Annotated in this window: 18 protein-coding genes; 7 read left to right on the top strand and 11 right to left on the bottom strand. The window is 72.8% G+C overall.

Annotation, left to right across the window (positions count from 1 at the left end):
* Nucleotides 1-3 precede the first annotated feature (3 nt).
* The 4 genes from ACYU7L_RS08355 to ACYU7L_RS08340 all read right to left on the bottom strand — a co-directional run bounded on the left by ACYU7L_RS08355 (nt 4) and on the right by ACYU7L_RS08340 (nt 3,598).
* Nucleotides 4-1,473 carry an amidase gene (locus ACYU7L_RS08355; protein ID WP_460794967.1) on the bottom strand — a complete coding sequence of 490 codons (1,470 nt, stop codon included), beginning with the start codon at nt 1,471-1,473 and terminating at the stop codon, nt 4-6.
* A gap of 67 nt (nt 1,474-1,540) precedes the next feature.
* Nucleotides 1,541-2,248, bottom strand: coding sequence for an LrgB family protein (locus ACYU7L_RS08350; RefSeq protein WP_460794965.1), 708 nt, complete (start codon nt 2,246-2,248; stop codon nt 1,541-1,543).
* Nucleotides 2,245-2,622: a CidA/LrgA family protein gene (locus tag ACYU7L_RS08345; protein WP_460794963.1), complete on the bottom strand. Its 378-nt coding sequence runs from the start codon at nt 2,620-2,622 to the stop codon at nt 2,245-2,247. The genes ACYU7L_RS08350 and ACYU7L_RS08345 overlap by 4 nt, the downstream gene beginning before the upstream one ends.
* 73 nt (nt 2,623-2,695) lie before the next feature.
* Complete coding sequence (locus ACYU7L_RS08340; protein ID WP_460794961.1) at nt 2,696-3,598, bottom strand: LysR substrate-binding domain-containing protein; 903 nt, start codon at nt 3,596-3,598, stop codon at nt 2,696-2,698.
* A gap of 78 nt (nt 3,599-3,676) precedes the next feature.
* Between ACYU7L_RS08340 and ACYU7L_RS08335 the strand changes: the two genes are divergently transcribed.
* Genes ACYU7L_RS08335 through ACYU7L_RS08325 form a run of 3 tightly spaced genes read left to right on the top strand, consistent with a single transcriptional unit; the run spans nt 3,677 to nt 6,361 of the window.
* Nucleotides 3,677-4,897, top strand: a complete 1,221-nt coding sequence (locus ACYU7L_RS08335) for an acetyl-CoA C-acetyltransferase (RefSeq protein ID WP_460794959.1) — start codon at nt 3,677-3,679, stop codon at nt 4,895-4,897.
* The gene (locus tag ACYU7L_RS08330) at nt 4,894-5,718 is read left to right on the top strand and encodes a CoA transferase subunit A (protein ID WP_460794957.1); all 825 of its coding nucleotides are present in this window, start codon (nt 4,894-4,896) and stop codon (nt 5,716-5,718) included. The genes ACYU7L_RS08335 and ACYU7L_RS08330 overlap by 4 nt, the downstream gene beginning before the upstream one ends.
* Before the next feature lies 1 nt (nt 5,719).
* On the top strand, nt 5,720-6,361 hold the full coding sequence (locus tag ACYU7L_RS08325; RefSeq protein WP_460794955.1) for a CoA transferase subunit B: 642 nt from the start codon (nt 5,720-5,722) through the stop codon (nt 6,359-6,361).
* Between the two features lie 20 nt (nt 6,362-6,381).
* Here the strand turns inward: ACYU7L_RS08325 and ACYU7L_RS08320 are convergent, their stop codons facing one another.
* The 4 genes from ACYU7L_RS08320 to benA form a co-directional block, all read right to left on the bottom strand.
* Entirely contained in the window at nt 6,382-9,201 is a 2,820-nt protein-coding gene (locus ACYU7L_RS08320; protein WP_460794953.1) for a helix-turn-helix transcriptional regulator, read from the bottom strand.
* 88 nt (nt 9,202-9,289) lie between these two features.
* Nucleotides 9,290-11,956 (bottom strand): benzoate 1,2-dioxygenase electron transfer component BenC, encoded by a 2,667-nt coding sequence (benC, locus tag ACYU7L_RS08315; RefSeq protein ID WP_460794951.1) that lies wholly within the window; start codon nt 11,954-11,956, stop codon nt 9,290-9,292.
* A gap of 34 nt (nt 11,957-11,990) precedes the next feature.
* Nucleotides 11,991-12,482, bottom strand: coding sequence for a benzoate 1,2-dioxygenase small subunit (benB, locus tag ACYU7L_RS08310; RefSeq protein WP_460794947.1), 492 nt, complete (start codon nt 12,480-12,482; stop codon nt 11,991-11,993).
* Nucleotides 12,479-13,837, bottom strand: a complete 1,359-nt coding sequence (gene benA / locus ACYU7L_RS08305) for a benzoate 1,2-dioxygenase large subunit (RefSeq protein WP_460794945.1) — start codon at nt 13,835-13,837, stop codon at nt 12,479-12,481. The genes benB and benA overlap by 4 nt, the downstream gene beginning before the upstream one ends.
* Nucleotides 13,838-14,105: 268 nt before the next feature.
* Between benA and ACYU7L_RS08300 the strand changes: the two genes are divergently transcribed.
* The 4 genes from ACYU7L_RS08300 (at nt 14,106) to catC (ending at nt 17,422) form a co-directional block, all read left to right on the top strand.
* Complete coding sequence (locus ACYU7L_RS08300; RefSeq protein WP_460794943.1) at nt 14,106-15,047, top strand: LysR substrate-binding domain-containing protein; 942 nt, start codon at nt 14,106-14,108, stop codon at nt 15,045-15,047.
* Nucleotides 15,044-16,147, top strand: coding sequence for a mandelate racemase/muconate lactonizing enzyme family protein (locus ACYU7L_RS08295; RefSeq protein WP_460794941.1), 1,104 nt, complete (start codon nt 15,044-15,046; stop codon nt 16,145-16,147). Before ACYU7L_RS08300 ends, ACYU7L_RS08295 begins: the two co-directional genes overlap by 4 nt.
* 76 nt (nt 16,148-16,223) lie before the next feature.
* Nucleotides 16,224-17,105, top strand: a complete 882-nt coding sequence (catA, locus tag ACYU7L_RS08290; RefSeq protein ID WP_460794939.1) for a catechol 1,2-dioxygenase — start codon at nt 16,224-16,226, stop codon at nt 17,103-17,105.
* Nucleotides 17,106-17,137: 32 nt separating this feature from the next.
* Nucleotides 17,138-17,422, top strand: coding sequence for a muconolactone Delta-isomerase (gene catC, locus ACYU7L_RS08285; RefSeq protein ID WP_460794937.1), 285 nt, complete (start codon nt 17,138-17,140; stop codon nt 17,420-17,422).
* Between the two features lie 3 nt (nt 17,423-17,425).
* Here catC and ACYU7L_RS08280 read toward each other — a convergent pair whose 3' ends face one another.
* From ACYU7L_RS08280 to ACYU7L_RS08270, 3 genes are read right to left on the bottom strand one after another with little or no spacing between them, the layout of a single operon-like run.
* Nucleotides 17,426-18,289: a hypothetical protein gene (locus ACYU7L_RS08280; protein ID WP_460794935.1), complete on the bottom strand. Its 864-nt coding sequence runs from the start codon at nt 18,287-18,289 to the stop codon at nt 17,426-17,428.
* Complete coding sequence (locus ACYU7L_RS08275; RefSeq protein ID WP_460794933.1) at nt 18,259-19,086, bottom strand: hypothetical protein; 828 nt, start codon at nt 19,084-19,086, stop codon at nt 18,259-18,261. The genes ACYU7L_RS08280 and ACYU7L_RS08275 overlap by 31 nt, the downstream gene beginning before the upstream one ends.
* Nucleotides 19,083-19,682, bottom strand: a complete 600-nt coding sequence (locus tag ACYU7L_RS08270) for a DNA-3-methyladenine glycosylase I (protein WP_460794931.1) — start codon at nt 19,680-19,682, stop codon at nt 19,083-19,085. The genes ACYU7L_RS08275 and ACYU7L_RS08270 overlap by 4 nt, the downstream gene beginning before the upstream one ends.
* Nucleotides 19,683-19,763: the final 81 nt, after the last annotated feature.

Here is a 19,763-nt window from a genome sequence, read left to right as displayed (position 1 = left end):
GCCTCAGGTCGTCGCGTCGGCGTGCGCGAGCAGGGGCCAGGGGCTGGCCTGCTCGAGCTCGTAGGCCAGCCCGAGCAGCAGGGCCTCACGCCCCTGCCCGGAGGCGAGCATCATCCCCTGGGGCAGCCCCCGCTCGGTGCGGGTCAGCGGCAGCGAGACGGCCGGGTCGCCGGTGACGTTCTGGAACGGCGTGAACGTGACCCACGTGAGCAGCCGCTCGATCACCTCGTCGTAGCCCAGCGACGGGTCGAGGTGGCCCACCCGCGGCGTCTCGTGGGAGACCGTCGGCGTCAGCAGCACGTCGTGGTGGCGGTAGACCTCGGCGCTGATCGCCTCCGCGGCCCGCAGCCGTCGGATCGTGCCCGGCAGCCGGTGCGCGTTGCGCAGCGCGTGCCGGTCGAGGCCTCGGGTGAGCTCGTCGAGGCGGGTGCGGTCCCAGGTGCGCCCGAACGACGCTCGGCCGCCACGCATGCTGGCGGTGGCCAGCAGCGCCCAGTAGCGCACGAAGTCGTCGGCGAACCCGTCGGGAATCGGCACGTCGACCTGCTCGACCTGGTGGCCGAGGCTCTCGAGGAGCTCGGCGGTCTCGAGGGTGAGCCGCTCCACCTCCGGCGTCGAGGGGCGGTGCGGGGCGTGGGTGGACACCGCGATCCGCAGGCGCCGGCGTCCGGGCCGGCTCACGTCGCCGATCGGGGGCAGGTCCAGCGCCCGATAGACCAGCTCGGCCTCGCGCAGGAAGACCGCGGTGTCGCGCACCGAGCGGGTGACGACCCCGTCCGAGACGATGCGCACCGGCATCTGGCGCATCAGCTTGTCCTGCGCCAACCGCCCCCGGGTCGGCTTGAGACCGACGAGGCCGGTGGCCGACGCCGGGATCCGGATCGAGCCGCCGCCGTCGTTGGCGTGCGCGATGGGGACCACGCCCGCGGCGACCATCGCCGCGGAGCCCGCCGACGACGCTCCCGCCGTACGGTCGGTGTCCCAGGGGTTGCGCACAGCCCCGAGCCGGGGGTGCTCGGCGGCCGCACTGAACCCGAACTCGCTCAGCTGGCTCTTGCCCAGCACGACCAGCCCGGTGCCGCGCCACATCCGGGCCAGGTCGCCGTCCTTGCGGTGCGGCGTGCCCACGAACGCGTCCGTCCCGTGCAGCGACGGCATGCCGGCGATGTCCACGTTGTCCTTGAGCAGGCTCGGCACTCCGGTGAGGAACGGGCCGTCCCGGTCCGGCTGGACGGCCGCCAGCATGCGGGCGTGGTCGAAGTCGGTGAAGGCCAGGGCGTTGAGCTCCGGCTCGACGCGGCGGGCCCGCGCGATCGCGGCGTCGACGACCTCGCGGACCGAGACGCGGCCCGCGCGCAGGGCCTCCGCCAGGCCGACGGCATCGAGCTCGCCGAGGGCGTCGTCGGTGAACGCGTGCACGCGCTGACCCTGGGACTGGCCCTGGGACTGGCGCGGGGAGTGGGGCTGGGGCATGGCGGGCACGGTACCCAGTCAGCGGGACCTGAGGTGTCGCAGGCCGGACACGTCCACCTGCGCAGGGTCAGGTGAGGAGCAGGACGACCAGCGGGAGGAGGGCGCTGATGGCGAGGGCGGTGAGGCCCATGGAGAGGCCGGCGAAGGCCCCCTCGGTCTCGTCGTCGGCGAGCGAGCGCGAGGTGCCGATGCCGTGCGCGGAGGCGCCCATCGCCAGACCGCGAGCCCGGGGATCGCGGATGCGGAGCAGGGTGAGCACCGCGGGCCCGGCGATGGCGCCGAGCACGCCGCTGACGATGACGAGCACGGCGGTCAGCGACGCGACGCCGCCGGCCTCCTCGGCCAGCGCTATGGCGACCGGGGTGGTCGCGGCGCGCGGCGCCATCGTCAGAGCGAGGCTCTCCCCGCCGCCGAGGGCCCGCACGAGCAGCAGGGCGCTGGCGACCGAGACGACGGCGCCCAGCGGAATCGCGACGAGCATGGGGCCGACCAGGCCGTGGAGGCGACGCGCGTTGCGATGCAGGGGTACGGCGAGCGCGACCGTGGCTGGGCCCATCAGGAAGCTGATCAGCTCGGTCCCGGAGAAGTAGTCGCCGTAGTCCACGTCGACGGCCAGCAGCACCGCTCCGACGAGGACGATCCCGATCAGCGACGGCTGGGCCAGGGCGTGCCCGCCGGAGCGGTCGCGCGCCCAGACCCCGACCCGGTAGGCGAGCAGGGTCAGCACGAGGAAGACCAGCGGCGAGGTCCGCAGCCAGTCGAGGGTGTCGCTCACGCGGGCTCCCCCTCTGGTCGACCCTGGCGCCGACCGCGCCAGCGCAGCAGCACCTCGACGAGCCCGCCGACCACCACGAGCCCGAGCAGCCACGACCCGACGAGGCCGACGGTGATCGGCAGGGCGTCGTCGGCGAACCGCGACAGCGCCGTGATCACGCCGACCCCGGCCGGGATGAACAGCAGCTGCAGGTGGCGCAGCAGCCGGTCGGAGGCCCGGAAGATCGCGTGCTCGGGCCCGGGGGCGTGCGCCTGGAGGGCGACGAAGAGCAGCACCATCCCCACCACGGGGCCGGGGACCGGCAGCCCGCTGAGCCGCACGACGAGCTCGCCGACCAGCTGGCACACCAGCAGCCAGGTCAGTCCGACCAGCACGCGTCCTCCTCGGTCCCACCTCGTAGATCGGGCGGACGCGCCGCCCGCGCCCGGGAGAACGATGCCATCGCGGTCACCGCCGCACCGCACCACGGGCGATCCGGGAGACCACCTCGAGGGTGCGCGCCAGGTGCGGCGCGTCGTCGTCGTCGGCGCGGGTGGCCGCGGCGAGCTCGACGCGGGTGGCGAGGCCGACGAGCGGGCGATAGGTCGCACCGGCGATGCCCAGCTGCGTCACGGGCTCGGGCACCAGCGCGACTCCGAGCCCCCCGGCGACCAGCGTCACCATCGTCGAGGTCTCCACGACCTCGTGGCGCACCCGCGCCTCGAACCCGGCCTCACGACACACGTCGAGCACGGTCGCGTGCATCACCGAGCGCCGCCGGGCGGAGTGCACGATGAAGTCCTCGTCGCGCAGGTCGCGCACCCGCAGCCGCTTGCGCGCGGCGAGCCGGTGCCCCTCGGGAAGCACCGCGACCAGCCGCTCGCGGCGCAGCGTCGTCACGCTGAGCAGCGCGTCGTCCACCGGCGGTCGCAGCAGCGCGAGGTCGATCTCGCGGTCGAGCAGCGCGCGCACCTGGTCGGGCACGAGCATCTCGCCGCGGAAGGCGAAGTCGATGCCCGGCAGCGCCTCACGCAGGCCGCGCGCCAGCTCCGGCAGCAGGCTGTACGTCGCGGAGCCGACGCAGCCGATCGCCAGGCGCCCGGCGAGCCCGGCGTCGACACGCTGGGCCTCGACCCCGGCCTCGTCGACCCGGGCCAGGATGTCGCGGGCCCGACCGAGGTAGGCCTCCCCGGCGTCGGTGAGGTCCACGCGTCGCGTCGTACGCCGCAGCAGCTCGACGCCCAGCTCACCCTCGAGCTGACGGATCTGCTGGGACAGCGGGGGCTGGGCCATGTGCAGGCGCTCGGCGGCCCGCCCGAAGTGCCGCTCCTCGGCGACGGCGACGAAGTAGCGCAGGTGGCGGAGTTCCATGCATTGATACTCGCAGAGTCTCGATAGCCCGGTAAACAGATACTTCTGCATATGGCTCCGGCGTCCTACGGTGGAGGCATGAGCCACACCTCCGACATCGTGATCTGCGAGCCGATCCGCACGCCGGTCGGCCGCCAGGGCGGCGCCCTGGCGTCGCTGACCTCGGTCGACCTTGCCTCGGGTCTGCTGGGCGAGCTGGTCAGCCGCACCGGACTGGGCGAGGGCGACGTCGACGACGTGATCCTCGGCAACTGCTATCCCAGCGGCGAGAACCCCGCCATCGGCCGGATCGCCGCGCTCGACGCGGGCCTCGGCACCGGCGTCCCCGGCATCCAGATCGACCGCCGCTGCGGCTCGGGTCTGCAGGCGGTGCTCTACGCCGCGGGCATGGTGTCGACGGGAGCCGCGAGGCTCGTCGTGGCCGGCGGCGCCGAGTCGATGTCGCAGGTCGAGCACTACGCCACGCTGCGAACCGGCGTCCGCGGGGGCGGCGTCGAGCTGATGGACCGTCTCGAGCGCGCCCGGGAGACCGCGGGCGGCAAGCACCACCCGGTGCCCGGCGGGATGCTCGAGACGGCGGAGAACCTGCGCCGCGACTACGGCATCGGCCGCGACGAGCAGGACGAGCTGTCGGCGCGCTCCCAGCAGCGAGCGGTCGCCGCACACGAGGAGGGCCGCTTCGCCGCCGAGCTGGTGCCGGTCACCGTGCCCGGCCGCCGCGGCAAGCCCGACGTCGTCGTGGACCGCGACGAGCACCCGCGACCCGGCACCACCGTCGAGAGCCTCGCCGGGCTGCGCCCGATCCGGGTCGGGCTGGACCCGGAGTCGACCGTGACCGCCGGCAACGCCAGCGGCCAGAACGACGGCGCCGCCATGTGCGTCGTCACCACCCGCGGCGAGGCCGAGCGTCGAGGCCTGCGCCCGCTGCTCGCGCTGCGCTCCTGGGCGCTCGCCGGCGTCGGCCCGGAGGTGATGGGCATCGGCCCGGTCCCGTCGACCGCCGCAGCGCTGGAGCGGGCCGGACTGACGATGGACGACCTCGACCTGATCGAGCTCAACGAGGCCTTCGCGGCCCAGGTCCTCGCCTGCCTGCGCGAGTGGAGGCTCGACGCAGGCGACGAGCGGCTCAACCCCAACGGCTCCGGCATCTCGCTGGGCCACCCGGTCGGCGCCACCGGCGCCCGGATCCTCGCCACGATGGCGCACGAGCTGCAGCGTCGCGAGGGCCGCTATGCCCTCGAGACGATGTGCATCGGCGGCGGCCAGGGCCTGGCCGCGATCTTCGAGGCCGTCCGATGAGCGCCCACGCCGCGCCCCGGGAGGGTCTGGACAAGACCGTCGCCTCGGCCGCCGAGGCGGTCGCCGACATCCGCAGCGGCGCGAGCATCGCCGTGGGCGGCTTCGGCCTGGTCGGCATCCCGTGGTTCCTGATCGCGGCGCTCCTCGAGCAGGGCGCCGACGACCTCACCGTCGTCTCCAACAACTGCGGCGTCGACGGGGCGGGCCTGGGCCTGCTCCTCGAGGAGCGCCGGATCTCGCGCGTCGTCGCGTCGTACGTCGGGGAGAACAAGGAGTTCGCCCGGCAGTACCTCGCCGGCGAGCTCCAGGTGGAGCTCACTCCGCAGGGCACGCTGGCCGAGCGGCTGCGGGCCGGCGGCGCGGGCATCGGCGCGTTCTTCACGCCGACCGGCGTGGGGACGATGGTCGCCGAGGGCGGCCTGCCGTGGAGGTACGACGAGCACGGCACGGTCGTGATGTCCTCGGAGCCCAAGGAGGTCCGCACCTTCCACGGTCGCGAGATGGTGCTCGAGGAGTCGATCGTCACGGACGTCGCGCTCGTGCGCGCCACCGTCGCCGACAGGCACGGCAACTGCGTCTTCGCCGCGTCCACGCGCAACTTCAACCCGGCGGCCGCGATGGCCGGCCGGCTCACGATCGTCGAGGCCGAGCGGGTCGTCGAGGCCGGCGAGATCCGGGCGGAGGACGTGCACCTGCCCGGCGTCTTCGTGCAGCGCGTCGTCGAGCTCACCCCCGAGCAGGCGGCCGAGAAGGGCATCGAGAAGCGCACCACGCGGCCGCGTCCCACGTCCGCCCCCTCCCCAGCACAGGAAGGCAGCTGACATGCCCTGGACCCACGACCAGATGGCGGCCCGCGCCGCCGCGGAGCTCTCCGACGGTCAGTACGTCAACCTCGGCATCGGGCTGCCCACGCTGATCCCCGGCTTCCTCCCCGAGGGGCACACGGTGATCCTGCACGCGGAGAACGGCATCCTCGGCGTCGGGCCCTACCCCTACGAGGACGAGATCGACCCCGACCTGATCAACGCCGGCAAGGAGACTGTCACGGTGCTCCCGGGCGCGTCGTACTTCGACTCCCCCACCAGCTTCGCGATGATCCGCGGCGCCCACCTCGACGTCGCGGTGCTCGGCGGGATGCAGGTCTCGGCGACCGGCGACCTGGCCAACTGGATGATCCCCGGCAAGATGGTCAAGGGGATGGGCGGCGCGATGGACCTGGTCCACGGCGCCCGCAAGGTCGTCGTGCTGATGGAGCACACCACCAAGAAGGGCGAGCCGAAGCTGCTGGCGTCCTGCGACCTGCCGCTGACCGGGAAGGCCGTCGTGCAGCGGGTGATCACCGACCTGGGCGTGCTCGACGTCGACGCCGGCGCGTTCCGTGTGGTCGAGCTGGCGCCCGGCGTCACCGTCGAGGAGATCACCGAGCGCACCGGCGCGCGGGTCGTGGCCGACGCCCTCGCCTGACCTCGGGCCAGCGCCTCACCTCACGGAGACGGGCCGGGCTCGGTCTCGTCGGGTGAGCCCCGGCGCGCGGCGAGCTCGGCGCGCGAGCGGATCCCGAGCTTCGCGTAGACCCGGGTGAGGTGGTACTGCACGGTCTTCTCCGCGAGGAACAGCTCGGCGGCGACGTCGCGGTTGCTGGCGCCCGACGCGACCAGGTCGGCGACCGTCTGCTCCTGCGGCGTGAGCGCGTCCAGCGACCGCTCCCGTCGTACGGCGTGCGGCCCGGTCGCGAGCCCGCCGGCCTTCAGCTCGCGGTCGCAGCGACGGACGTAGGCGGTGGCACCGAGCGCGAGGTAGCCCTCCCGCGCCGCAGAGAGCGCCACGTCGGCCTCCCGGCGCTTGCCCGCCCGACGCAGCGTCATGCCGTAGGCGAAGTTGATCCGGGCCCGGTCGTAGCGCAGCGGGAGGTCCTGGATCGCAGCCAGTGCGGCGTCGAACGACGCTCGGGCGGCGCCGACGTCGCCTCGTGCGCCGTGCAGGCGGCCACGGACGTAGCCGAGCCGGGCCTGGGCCGAGCGGTGGCCGCGCTCCACTGCCAGGTCCTCGTGGCCGGCCAGGAAGACGTCGGCCTCGTCGAGGCGTCCCTCGATCACCAGTGCGTTGGCGTAGACGTCGGACCACGGCCACTGTCCCGGCTCGTCGACCCGGCCGCGCGCCCACGGCCGGGTCAGCGGGGCCAGCGCCCGCAGCACCGCCGGGTAGTCCCCCTGCGTCTCGGCGTGGGCGGCCCGGGCCAGGCACGCGGGGATCCGCATGATCTCGTAGTCGTCGGGACCGGCGTCGCCGAGTCGCAGGCGCTCCTCGGCACGGTCCATGTCGTCGCGCAGCGCATGGACCTGCACCGCGGTCCAGTGCAGCAGGGGCGCGACCAGCCGCATGCCCGAGCGGTCGACCAGGGCGAGCCCCTCGTCGACGGTCCTCAGGGCGGCGTCCCAGTCACCGACGGCGAACTCGGCTCGGGCTCGCCAGGCGTGGGCCCACTGCGCGATCCGCACCGAGCCGCCGAGCAGGTCCGTGCTGCACGCGCTCTCGAGCTCGGCGCGCGCCGCCTCCACGTCGTCGGTCACGAGGTGGAGCCAGCCGTGCGCCATCCGCACCCGCTGGAGCACCGCCCCGGGCAGGGAGCGAGCGGCCAGCTCCCCATAGCAGGCCCGCGCACGCTCGACCTCTCCGGTGGCGGCGAGCCCGAGGCCCCGGATGGCGGCCGTCTCGACGGCGGCGGGCTCGTCCGAGCCGGCCAGAGCCAGGCCCCGGTCTGCCCAGGTCACCAGGTCACCGCCGGCGCACCTGGCCAGCGCGTGCAGCACCAGCCGCTGGCAGACCAGGGCCGCCACCTCCGGAGCCCGCTCGGGATCGACGAGGTCCCAGGCGCGGGTGAGCCGCGCCTCCGCCTCTCCCGGTCGGCCGCGGACGATCGCGAGGTAGCCCAGCACGGCGTTGCGCATCGGCGTCTCGCGAAGCGCCTCGACCTCCGGGCGGAGGGCCGATGCGGCCGCGGCGTCCCCGGCCCCCACCAGGGCGTCGACGCCGCCCACCAGCCGCTCCTCGCGCCGCACCTTGTCGGCGGTGAGCCGGCTGGCGCGGATGAGCAGCCGCGCCGCGGCGGCCCAGGCGCCCTCGAGGGCCCGCTGACGGGCCAGCCCTTCGAGGCGGTCAGCGATGCCCGCGTCGGGCAGCGGCGAGGCCGCGGCGGCGTGCTCCAGGGCCACCTCGGGGTCGTCGACGACGTCCGCCGCGCGGGCATGGAGCCGGGCTGTGGCCGCCGGCCCGAGCGCGGCCAGCACCGCCGAGCGCACCATCGGGTCGGGCGGCCGCAGCACCAGCGCGCCCCCAATGTCGGCCAGCTCGAGCAGACCGGCGCGGTGCGCCAGGTCCAGGTCGACGAGCACGTCGTCGAGCCCCGCCAGAGCGGCCGCCTCCGGCACCGGCACCGGTCGGTGCCGGCCCGGCTCGCCGTACGACGGCTCCGCCTGCACCACGACGGCCAGCACCGCGGTGGCCTGCACCAGCGCCCGCGCTCCCGCCGGCAGACGCTCGAGGCTGCGACCCACCTGGGCGGTGACGGCGGACGGCGCGGGGAGCACCGGCGTCCGGTCAGCCCACACGTCCGGGGGAAGCTCGTCGAGCAGGGCGACGACGTGGCGCGCGATGCCGCCGGTGTGCGCCAGCAGGTGCGCCCCCTGCGTCGAGGACAGCTCGATGCCGCGCGCGGACGCCAGCGCCGCCAGGTCGCCGGGGTCCAGCGGCCCGAGGTGGAGCGCGTGGTCCGACACGCGGTCCAGGACGTCCTCGTCATCCGCGTCCAGGCCCTCGACGCGGCTGCACCGGGTCAGCACCACCAGCACCGGCAGGTCGTGGTGGTGGCGCAGGGCGGTGGAGAGGCTCTGGAGGGAGGCGCGGTCGGACCAGTGCGCGTCGTCGACCGCGATCAGCACCGGTCCCGAACACCCGCGCAGCGCGCCGGCCAACTGCTCGGCGCGGGCGAACGGATCGGGTGTCTCCCCGTCCGGCCCCTCCCCATCCAGCCCCGTCCCGTGCGGGGGCGCGCCCGGCAGCCTGCCGATCAGCTGGGAGACCAGCGCGGAGGGCCGGTCCGACTCCCAGGCGACCGCGTTGAGCCGCACGGTCGTGCCGGCGCCCTGTGCCGCCCGGGCGACGAGCGCGTCGAGCAGCGCCGTACGACCCGCTCCCGCCACCGCGGAGACGGTCACCACGGCGGCGCCGCGCTCGCCGACCCCGAGCAGCAGCTGCTCGAGGCGGGCTAGCTCGTCGTCACGACCGACGAGGCGGGGCGTCGTCACCTCGTCACAGTAGCCACGACCTCCCCCGTGGGTCGTGGCTACTGCGACGGAGGGGCGACGGAGCGACCCGGCGGAGGGGCCACAGAAGTCAGCCCAGGTCGCCGCCGGCCACGGGCAGCGTCGTGCCGGTGATGTAGGACGCCTCGTCGGAGGCCAGGAAGCAGATCGCGGCCGCCTGCTCGTCGAGCGTGCCGTAGCGCTTCATCAGCGAGGAGCCGACGGTCTGGTCGACGATCGTGCGATACCAGTCCTGCTCCTGCTCGGACTGCGCCGACGGACCACGCGGGACCCGGCGCGGAGGGGCGTCGGTGCCGCCGGGGGCGGTCGCGACGACGCGTACGCCGTGGGGCGCGGCCTCGAGGGCGAGCGCGGAGGTGATCGCGTTGACGCCGCCCTTGGCTGCGGCGTACGGCACCCGGTTGAGGCCGCGGGTAGCGACCGACGAGACGTTGACGATCGTGCCGTGCCCCTGGGCGATCAGGTGCGGGAGCACCGCCCGGCACGACCAGAGGGTCGGGAACAGCGACCGGTTGATCTCGGCCTGGATCTGCTCGGGCGGGTAGTGCTCGAACGGCTTGGCCCAGATCGTGCCGCCCACGGTGTGCACGGAGACGTCGATGCGACCGAAGCGGGAGATCGCCTCGGAGACGACCAGCTCGGAGCCCTCCCACGTCTCGAGGTCGGCGACGACCGCGAGCGCCGGGCGGGCGGCACTGCCGAGCTCGTCGGCCAGGTCGCGCACCAGCTCGGCACGGTCGGCGAGGACCACGGTGCCGCCCTCGGCGCTGATCCGGCGCGCGGTCCGCTCCCCGATGCCCTGGGCAGCACCGGTCACGAGCACGACCCGGCCCTCGAAGCGACCGGGGCTGAAGAAGGCCGGCAGCTGGCGGATCCGGGCGTCGTCCATCGCGCGACGCATGGTCGTCTTCGATCGCTCGGCGTGCTCCACGATGAGCGTCCGGGCGCGCTGGCGGTCTGCCAGCTCGACGGCGTCGACGATCTCGAGGTGGTCCTGCGCGCAGCGGGGGTGGCACCACGTGGCGTGGCGCAGCACCTCCTCCATGTGCCCCTTGACCCCGAGTGCCTGGTAGGCCTGCAGCAGGTGCTCGTTGCCGGTCAGGGTGAACAGGTAGTCGTGGAACGCCGCGTTGGTCTCGGTGTAGGCCGCGGCATCGGTGAACCGGTCCCCCTCGACATAGGGCACCGTCGACTCCGCGAGCAGTCGGTAGCCCGCGACCTGTCCCGACGACAGCCGGCCCAGCACCAGCTCCAGCGCTCCGAGCTCGAGCGCCTGCCGTGCCTCGAAGATCGCGTCGGACTGGTGCACCGAGGGGTGCTCCTCGCCGATCTCGTAGCCGCCCTCCGGGGAGGGGGCGGGCGTGGAGGTGGCCGCCTCGGCAGAGGGGGGTACGGCGGGGCGCGCGACGAGCGGCTCGAGGTCGTGCTCGGCCCAGATCCGCTGGCCGGCCACCGTGCGGGCCTCCGGCACCTCGGCCGGCAGGGCCGCCCGGGGACTGCCGGGCGGACGGACACGCAGCGGCGCGAGGTCCGTGGCCTCGAGCATCACCTGGCCGGCGATCGTCCGGGCCTCCGGCACGGTGATCGGCTCGATCGCCGTCGCCGCGTCGACGGTCTGCGGCTGGGACTCGGGCTGGGACTCGGGCTCGGGCTCGGGCTGGGACTTGGGCTGGGACTGGGGCTGGGACTGGGACTCGGGAACGGGCGGCGGCGCCGACTCCGACGCGCCGGTCCCCGACAGCGCGAACTTCTCGTAGTAGAACCCCGTCGGCTCGACCCCGGCGTCGGCGAAGTGCGTGCGCACCGCCTCGACCATCGGCGGCGGGCCGCACAGGTAGACCGCGACGTCCCCGTCGTACAGGTGGCCGGGCTCGATCAACGCGGTGACGTAGCCCTGGTGCTCGGCGGTCGTCTCGGGGTCGGAGACGCAGTGGCTCCAGGTGAGCCCCTCGACCTGACCGGCCAGCTCGGCCAGGGTGTCGAGCTCGACGAGGTCCTCGTCGGTGCTGACGCCGTAGACGAGGTGCGCGGGGCGGGTCGAGCCCGTGTCGCGCAGCGTCCGCAGGATCGACAGGATCGGGGCGAGCCCGGTGCCGCCGGCCAGCAGCAGGACCGGCCGCTGGGCCTCACGCAGGAAGAAGCTGCCGTTGGGGCCGGTAAAGGAGACCTCGTCGCCCACCGCGGCGCGCTCGCTGAGCCAGGTCGACATCAGCCCGCCGGGGGTGAGCTTGACGAGGAAGGTGAGCCGCTCCTCGTCGGGGGCACTGCTGAAGGAGTAGGAGCGGGTCTCGTCGGTGCCCGGCACGGCGAGGTTGACGTACTGCCCCGGCAGGAAGGCGAGCTCCCCGCGCTGCGGGGTCTCGAGCGTCAGCGCCACGGTGGTGGCCGAGAGACGCTCGAGACCGGTGACCGTCGCGGTGTACGTCGCGGCGCGGGTCTTCGCGACCGCGGACGTGCTGGCGATCTGCAGCACGAGATCCGAGCGCGGGCGCATGCTGCACGGCAGCACGTAGCCCGCCTCCTCCTCCGAGGGGCTCAGCGCGTCCTCGATGTAGACGCCCCCGTCGTACTCGCCGGACTCACAGAGCGCCTTGCAGGTGCCGCAGGCGCCGTCGCGGCAGTCCAGCGGGATGTTGATGCGCGAGCGGTACGACGCGTCGGCGACCGTCTGGTCCTCCGCGCAGGTGATGAATCGGGTGACGCCGTCCTCGAAGGACAGGGCTACCTGGTGGCTCATGACGGGCCCCTCGGTGGTGTGGAGATCGCTGACTTCAGAAGTGGTAGATGTCGACGACGTGGTGGATGTAGTCGTTCTTGAGCACCACGGTCTTGCGCCGGATCAGCGGGGAGTCGCCGGAGAAGTCGATCGTGTAGAACGAGGTCCCGTAGTAGGGATCGATCGTCTTGTAGCGGAAGTACATCGTGTGCCAGTTGAAGCGCACGTCGACCAGGTCGCCGCGCTGCTCGATGATCTCGACGTTGCTGATGTTGTGGCTGGTCCGCGGCTCGGGGATGGACGTCGCGCTGGACCGCTCGGTGCGGATCCGGAAGACCCGGTCCTCGAGTCCGCCCTTGTTGTCGTAGTAGATGAGCGAAATGTCGGTCTGGGGGTCCTCGGTGAGCTGGTCGTCGTCGCCCCACGACGGCATCCAGTACTCCACGTCGTCGGCGTAGCAGCCCAGCCAGCTCTCGAACTCGCGGTCGTCGAGGTAGCGCGCCTCGCGGTAGAGGAACTGCTCGATGGTGTGTCGATCGATGCTCATCGGGCGCTCTCCTCCTTCTCCACGGCCGCGCGCATGGTGTCGAGCCAGTAGCCGTGCTGGACGGGGTAGAGCCCCTCGTCCTCGTTCTTCAGGCCGGCGGAGATCACGCCGGGCATGTCCAGCGCCTCGGCCACCGGGTCGGGCCCGGTCAGCCAGTGCTCGGCGCCGCGGCTCATGTCGTTCCAGGGCGCGTTGGTGGCGCGGAAGGTGAGCTGGCAGGAGCGGAACTCCTCCAGGTCGTCGGGCGTGGCCATCCCCGAGGCGTTGAAGAAGTCCTCGTACTGCCGGATCCGCGCGGAGCGGGCCTCGCGGCTCTCGCCCTTGGGAGCGATGCAGTAGATCGTGACCTCGGTCCGGTCCGGAGCGATCGGGCGGAAGTGCCGGATCTGCGTGGAGAACTGGTCCATCAGGTAGACGTTGGGATAGACGCACAGGTTGCGCGACCCCTTGACCATGAACTCGCCCTTGGCGTCGCCGTACTTCTCCTTGAGCCGGTCCATCTGGTCCCACAGCGGCCGGTCCTCGGGATTGGCCGCCCACGTCCACAGGCACAGGTGCCCGTTGGGGTAGGACCAGTAGCCGCCACCGGACTTGCCCCAGCCGCCGGCGTCGAGCGCCTTCGTCTCGTTGGCCGACTCCCCGGTGCCGCGCCGCGACGTGGTCGCCGCATAGTTCCAGTGGGTGGCGGTGACGTGGTAGCCGTCGGCGCCGTTCTCGGCCTGGACCTTCCAGTTGCCGTCATAGGTGTACGACGACGCGCCGCGCACCACCTCGAGCCCCTCGGGGGACTGGTCCACGAGCATGTCGATGACCTTGGTGGTGTCGCCGAGGTGCTCGGCGAGCGTGGAGACGTCCTCGTTGAGGCTGCCGAAGAGGAACCCGCGATAGCTCTCGAAGCGTGCGACCCGCGTCATGTTGTGCGAGCCGTCCTTGTCGAACGTCGCGGGATAGCCGGCCCCCTCAGGGTCCTTGACCTTGAGCAGGGTGCCGTCGTTGCGGAACGTCCAGCCGTGGAACGGGCAGGTCAGCGTGGTCCGATTGTCGGTCTTCTTGCGGCAGATCATCGCGCCTCGGTGGGCGCAGGCGTTGATCAGCAGGTGCAGCTCGCCGTCCTTGTCGCGGGTGATCACGACGGGCTGGCGGCCCATGTAGGTGGTGAAGTAGTCGCCGGGGTTCGCCACCTGACTCTCGTGGGCCAGGTAGATCCAGTTGCCCTCGAAGATGTGCTTCATCTCGAGCTCGAAGATCTCCTCGTCGGTGAAGATCCTGCGGTTGGCGCGGTAGACGCCGGCCGCGGGGTCGTCCACGACCGCGTCGGCGAGGGTGGCGCGCACCTTGTCGAGGGTCTCGGTCATCGGTTCCTCCAGGTCGAGCGAACAGGGGCGAACAGGGGGGCGAGCGGTGGGGCGAGTGCTTGCCCTTTCGACAGTGACACCGAGTGGCCCCCGTCACACCGGGGGAACCCCCAGTCCTGACCCGGGGGGTCTTTGATCACGTTGGCTTATCAATGGCCCCCATATCGGACCTTGTTCTTTCTCAATACTGAGACCTACCGTGAATGAATCACGGCTGCCTGTGACGGCAGCCACAGCGGCTGGTCACACGACTCGAGGAGGCATCGCCATGGAGCTGCGGCATCTGCGCTACTTCGCCGCCGTCGCGGAGACACGCCACTTCGGCCGGGCCGCCGAGCGGCTGCACCTCGCCCAGCCCGCGCTCTCCCAGTCCGTGCGTCAGCTGGAGGCCGAGCTCGGCACGCCGCTGTTCACGCGCACCACCCGCCAGGTGTCGCTGACGCCGGCCGGCGAGTTCCTGCAGGCCGAGGCGCAGCGGATCCTGGGCGCCGTCGACGACAGCGTCCGCGGCGTACGACGCCTGGCCGACGGCCGCCTGGGCCTGCTGCGGATCGCCTTCACCGGCACCGCGGCCTACACCCAGCTCCCCCGCATCGCCCGCCTGGTGAAGGCCGAGCTGCCGCACGTGGCGCTGGAGATCCACGCCGACCTGCTCACCCCGGCCCAGAGCGCGGGCCTGCTCGACGGGCGTCTCGACCTCGGCGTGCTCCGCCCGCCGGTCTCGGGGGATCACCTGGAGGTGCGCACGATCGCCGTCGAGCGGCTCGTGCTCGCGCTGCCGGCCGACCACCGGCTGGTCGAGGAGCCCGAGATCGCGATGCGCGACCTGCGCCCGGAGCCGTTCGTGATGTATGCCGACAGCCACTCCGCGGTCAACGAGGCCGTGCTCCGCTCCTGCCGCGACGCCGGCTTCTCCCCGCACCGGGAGCACGACGCCCCCGGCACGACGGTCCTGCTGGCGCTGGTCGCGGCCGGGCTCGGCGTCGCGCTCGTCCCCGACTCCGTCCAGGCCGCACCGTTGGCCGGCGTCGTCTTCCGCGAGGTCGAGGGGGCCGCCGTCAGCGAGCTCGCCCTGGCCTGGCGGCGCGACTCCTCCTCGGCGCTGGTCGAGGCCGTCGTGACGATGCTCGAGGCGCACGGACTCTTCGACTCCTCTCCCCTGCCGACCGCGGCCGACGCGTCCCTCCCCGACATCGAGGTACTCCGATGAAGATCACCCAGGTCGAGGCGATCCCCTTCGCCATCCCCTACGCCAAGCCGCTGCGCTTCGCCTCCGGCGAGGTCCACGTCGCCGAGCACGTGCTGGTGCGCGTGCACACCGACGACGGAGTCATCGGCGTCGCCGAGGCGCCGCCGCGCCCGTTCACCTACGGCGAGACCCAGGACGGCGTGATCGCGGTGATCGACAAGATCTTCGCCCCGCAGGTGGTCGGTCTCACCCTGCTCGAGCGCGAGGTCGTCGCTGCCCGTCTGCACCGCACCGTCGGCAACCCGGTCGCGAAGGCCGCGGTGGACATGGCGATCTGGGACGCGCTCGGCCAGACCCTCGACCTCCCGGTCACGCAGCTGCTCGGCGGCTACACCGACCGGATGCGGGTCTCGCACATGCTCGGCTTCGCCGACCCGGCCGCGATGGTGGCGGAGGCGGAGCGGATGCGCGACACCTACGGCATCACGACGTTCAAGGTGAAGGTCGGCCGCACGCCGTACACGCTCGACACCGCCGTGGTCCGCGCTCTGCGCGAGGGCCTGGGCGACGACGTCGAGCTGTACGTCGACGGCAACCGCGGCTGGTCCGCCTCGACCTCGGCGCGGGCGATGCGCGACATGGACGACCTCGCCCTCACCTTCGCCGAGGAGCTGTGCCCCGCCGACGACGTGCTCGGCCGGCGCTGGCTGGTCCAGCAGTGCACCGTGCCGTTCATCGCCGACGAGAGCGCGGTCTTCCCCGCCGACGTCACCCGCGAGGTCCTGGGCGGCTCGGCCAACGCGATCAGCATCAAGACCGCGCGCACCGGCTTCACCACGTCGCGTCGCACCCTGCACCTCGCCGAGGGGCTCGGTCTGGAGGTCGTGATGGGCAACCAGATCGACGGCCAGCTCGGCTCGATGTGCACGGTCGTCTTCGGCTCGGCCTTCCGCCACACCACGCAGCGCGCCGGCGAGCTCTCCAACTTCCTCGACATGAGCGACGACCTGCTGACCGAGCCGCTGGTGATCAGCGGCGGGGAGCTCGCCGTCCGCCCCGGCGCCGGACTCGGCGTCCAGATCGATCCCGACAAGCTCGCGCGCTACCGCCAGGACACCTGAGCGGCAGCCGCCCCGCAGCACCACGTCCCGCACCACCACCCCGAAAGAACCCCACCACCACCCAGGGAGCACCGCCATGAGCACCCAGACCACCCCCGAGGCCTCCACCGAGGCGACCGCCCGCGCCGCCGACTCCGGCGCCAACGCCACCCAGCACTTCATCTCCGACAAGTCGCCCTACGACGCGGTCCGCGACACCCCGAAGGAGCGCGTCGACCTGCTCGCCCGCGAGGTGCTGGAGTCGGTCTACGCCACGATCCGCAAGCACAAGGTGACCTACGACGAGTACAACGCCCTCAAGGCGTGGCTGATCCAGGTCGGGCTCGACGGCGAGTGGCCGCTGTTCCTCGACGTGTGGGTCGAGCACGTCGTCGAGGACGTCGCGACCGAGCACCGCGAGGGCAACAAGGGCTCGATCGAGGGCCCCTACTACGTGCCGAACTCTCCCGAGCAGGGCGCCCAGGGCGCCGTCCCGATGCGCGACGACGAGCCCGGCACCCCGCTGGCCTGGTCGGGCACGGTGCGCTCCACGGACGGTACGCCGCTGGCCGGCGCCAAGGTCGAGCTGTGGCACGCCGACGACATGGGCTTCTACTCGCAGTTCGCGCCCGGCATCCCGGAGTGGAACCTGCGCGGCTCCTTCACGGTCGGCGACGACGGCGCCTTCGAGATCCGCACCGTCCAGCCCGCGCCGTACCAGATCCCGACCGACGGCTCCTGCGGCAAGCTCATCGCCGCCGCCGGCTGGCACGCGTGGCGCCCCGCGCACCTGCACGTCAAGGTCTCCGCGCCCGGCCACGAGCTGCTCACCGCGCAGCTCTACTTCCCCGGTGACGAGCACAACGACGACGACATCGCCCAGGCGGTCAAGCCCGAGCTGATCCTCGACCCCAAGCCCGCCGGCGACGGCACGGTCACGGTCGACTACGGCTTCGTGCTCGACCCGGTCCGCAGCTGACCCTCCGCATCGGAGAGAAGAAGGAGAGCATCGTGCTGTTCCACGTGAAGATGGACGTCCGGATCCCCGACGACCTCGACCCCGAGGTCAGGGCCGAGGTCGTCGCTCGGGAGAAGGCCTACTCCCACGAGCTTCAGCGCTCGGGAAAGTGGCCCCACCTCTGGCGCATCGTCGGGGAGTACGCCAACGTCAGCATCTTCGACGTCGACAGCAACGACGAGCTGCACGACCTGCTCTCCGGGCTGCCGCTGTTCCCCTACATGGAGATCACGGTGACGCCGCTGGCTACGCACCCCTCGGACGTGGCGCTCGCCTGAGGGCTACTGCGCCATCAGCGCGTCGAGGAACTCCTCGGCCTCGGGGCCGCGGAGGATCTCGTCGTCAGCGGGCGCCTCTGGGGGCGTGATCTCGCCGTCGACGTTCTCGAGGGTGAAGACGTAGTCGCCCCCGACGGGCAGCTCGCCGCCGTCGATCTCCATGTCGAAGCTGCGGACGACGTCGTCCTCGCCCACCCAGACCTCGACCACGAGGTCGGACTCCGTCGCACCGCCGGTGAGGCTGAAGGACGAGGCGAGGTCGTCGGCGCCGTCGCCGGCCGCCTCGACCGCGTCCTCGTAGGGGATCGTGGTGGTGAACTGACGCACGGTCACGCCGTCCATCTCGTCGGTCTCGCCCTCCTCGACGTCCTCGGCCCCGCGGAGCACGAGGACGACGCCCATCAGGCCGGCCTGCTCGAAGGAGCCGTCGTTGCCGAGCCGGCTCGACTCGCCCTCGACCCATGTGGCCCCGTCGGGGAACTCGGCGACGCCCTGTCCCTCCCCGCGCACCCACAGCAGCTCGCCGTCGGAGAGCATCTCGATCTCGCCGGTCGTGCCGGACTGGTCGACGGCGATGGTGGCGTCCGCGATCAGCTCGTCGTAGTCCACCGCCCCGTCGATGTCGAGCACCAGGCGCTGGTCGCCGATGTCGAGCTCGGCACGGTTGTCGATCTCGAACGACGTCGCGGTGAGCGAGGCGTCGACCGCGTCGTGCAGCACCTCGGCGGGCTCGCGGTCGTCGGTCTCCTCCGGGGACTGGGTCGGGTCGGAGACCGTGGGCTCCGCACCCTCCGGGTCGTCGTCGCCCGAGCAGCCCGACAGGGCCAGGCCTGCGACTAGGGCGAGGGCGGTGAGAGTGGTGCGCATGCGGTCCTCCGTGCGGGTCGACGTCGGCCCCCACTGAACCAGAGGGCGCCGACGGCCACCACGCCCAGGCCGGGAACGCCGTCCGGAGAGGCGAGCTCGAGCCCGCCGGTCTCGGTCGAGCCGGTCTCCGTCGAGCCGGCCTCGGCCGGCACGAGCTCGAAGGAAAGGGTCTCCTCCGGGGCCATGGGGGCCAGCGGTGCCTCGAGCTCGGGTTCGACCACCGGCGCCGTCACCACGGGCTCGCCGACGATCGGGGCGGTCTCGGGCTCCGGAGTGACCTCGAGGGCCGGGACCTCGCCGTCCTCGAGGGACGGCACGGGCTCACCCGTGACAGGGTCGATGACCGGCAGCGGAGCCTCGAGGTCGACCGGGAGGGTCTCCTCGGGGACGGTCTCCTCAGGGACTGTCTCTTCAGGAACTGTCTCTTCAGGGACGGTCTCTTCAGGGACGGGGATCTCCCAGACCGGCACCTCCGGCAGCGGCAGCGGCAGCTCCGGCTCGATCGCCCAGGGGTCAGTCGTCGGCACCTCGGGGAGCAGGACCCCGACGAGCTGCGGCCCGTTGCCGTCGAAGACGCCGCCGGCGAGTCCACCTGCGGGCAGCGACGCGGCGACGACGCCGTCGGCGGCGTCGTACTCGTCGTACTCGGTGCGGCCCACGGTGGCCGGTTCGGGGGCGGGCCCGCGACGGTCGTGCTGGCCGGGGCGCTGGGCCTCGGGATCGTTCTCGGACGAGGTCCAGTTGCCGAAGAGCGCCAGGAGCACGGCGAAGCCGATGGCGGCGAACTGCGTCTTCACGCGGCACCGCCTGTCGGGGCCTGGCCGCGTCGGTGGCAGTCCACCAGGTGGGGGTCGAAGATGCCGATCGCCTCCATCAGCGCATACATCGTGGTCGGACCGACGAAGGCGAACCCTCGACGCTTGAGCTCCTTGGACAGGGTGAGCGACTCGGCGGAGGTCGTGGCGAGCTCCTCGGTGGTGGCCGGGGCCGGTGCGACGTCGGGGGCGAACGACAGGATCAGCCCCTCCAGCCCCTCCGCGTCACGCAGGGCGAGGGTGGCCCGGGCGTTGACGACGGCTGCCTCGATCTTGCGACGGTTGCGGACGATGCGGGCCTCGGCCATCAGCCGCGCCACGTCCTGCTCGCCGTACGACGCGACGACGTCGGCGTCGAAGCCGGCGAAGACCTCGCGGAAGGCGGGGCGCTTGGCGAGGATCGTCGACCAGGACAGACCGGACTGGAAGGCCTCGAGGGTGAGCCGCTCGAAGTGCGCCGCCTCGCCGACGACGCGACAGCCCCACTCCTCGTCGTGGTAGGCGCGCATCATCGGCGCCGTGCCCGCCCAGGGGCACCGCGCGACGCCGTCCTCGCCGATCGTCACACCGGCCAACACATCTCCGTCCTCGTCGGGCTCCGATCGCCCGCTCCACGCATTCTGGCGGTCCTGCACACGTTGAGCGATCCCCCCGCAGCC

It is taken from the genome of Nocardioides pacificus (assembly GCF_054775955.1).
The sequence above is the reverse complement of the archived record's forward strand: the minus strand, read 5'-3'. Positions and strand labels throughout refer to the sequence as shown.

Bases quoted from the DNA above. Each gene is read 5' to 3' on its own strand.
- ACYU7L_RS08355 (WP_460794967.1), bottom strand. From the start codon at position 1,473: ATGCCCCAGCCCCACTCCCCGCGCCAGTCCCAGGGCCAGTCCCAGGGT.
- ACYU7L_RS08340 (WP_460794961.1), bottom strand. From the start codon at position 3,598: ATGGAACTCCGCCACCTGCGCTACTTCGTCGCCGTCGCCGAGGAGCGG.
- ACYU7L_RS08335 (WP_460794959.1), top strand. From the start codon at position 3,677: ATGAGCCACACCTCCGACATCGTGATCTGCGAGCCGATCCGCACGCCG.
- ACYU7L_RS08330 (WP_460794957.1), top strand. From the start codon at position 4,894: ATGAGCGCCCACGCCGCGCCCCGGGAGGGTCTGGACAAGACCGTCGCC.
- ACYU7L_RS08325 (WP_460794955.1), top strand. From the start codon at position 5,720: ATGCCCTGGACCCACGACCAGATGGCGGCCCGCGCCGCCGCGGAGCTC.
- benC (WP_460794951.1), bottom strand. From the start codon at position 11,956: ATGAGCCACCAGGTAGCCCTGTCCTTCGAGGACGGCGTCACCCGATTC.
- benB (WP_460794947.1), bottom strand. From the start codon at position 12,482: ATGAGCATCGATCGACACACCATCGAGCAGTTCCTCTACCGCGAGGCG.
- benA (WP_460794945.1), bottom strand. From the start codon at position 13,837: ATGACCGAGACCCTCGACAAGGTGCGCGCCACCCTCGCCGACGCGGTC.
- ACYU7L_RS08300 (WP_460794943.1), top strand. From the start codon at position 14,106: ATGGAGCTGCGGCATCTGCGCTACTTCGCCGCCGTCGCGGAGACACGC.
- ACYU7L_RS08295 (WP_460794941.1), top strand. From the start codon at position 15,044: ATGAAGATCACCCAGGTCGAGGCGATCCCCTTCGCCATCCCCTACGCC.
- catA (WP_460794939.1), top strand. From the start codon at position 16,224: ATGAGCACCCAGACCACCCCCGAGGCCTCCACCGAGGCGACCGCCCGC.
- ACYU7L_RS08280 (WP_460794935.1), bottom strand. From the start codon at position 18,289: ATGCGCACCACTCTCACCGCCCTCGCCCTAGTCGCAGGCCTGGCCCTG.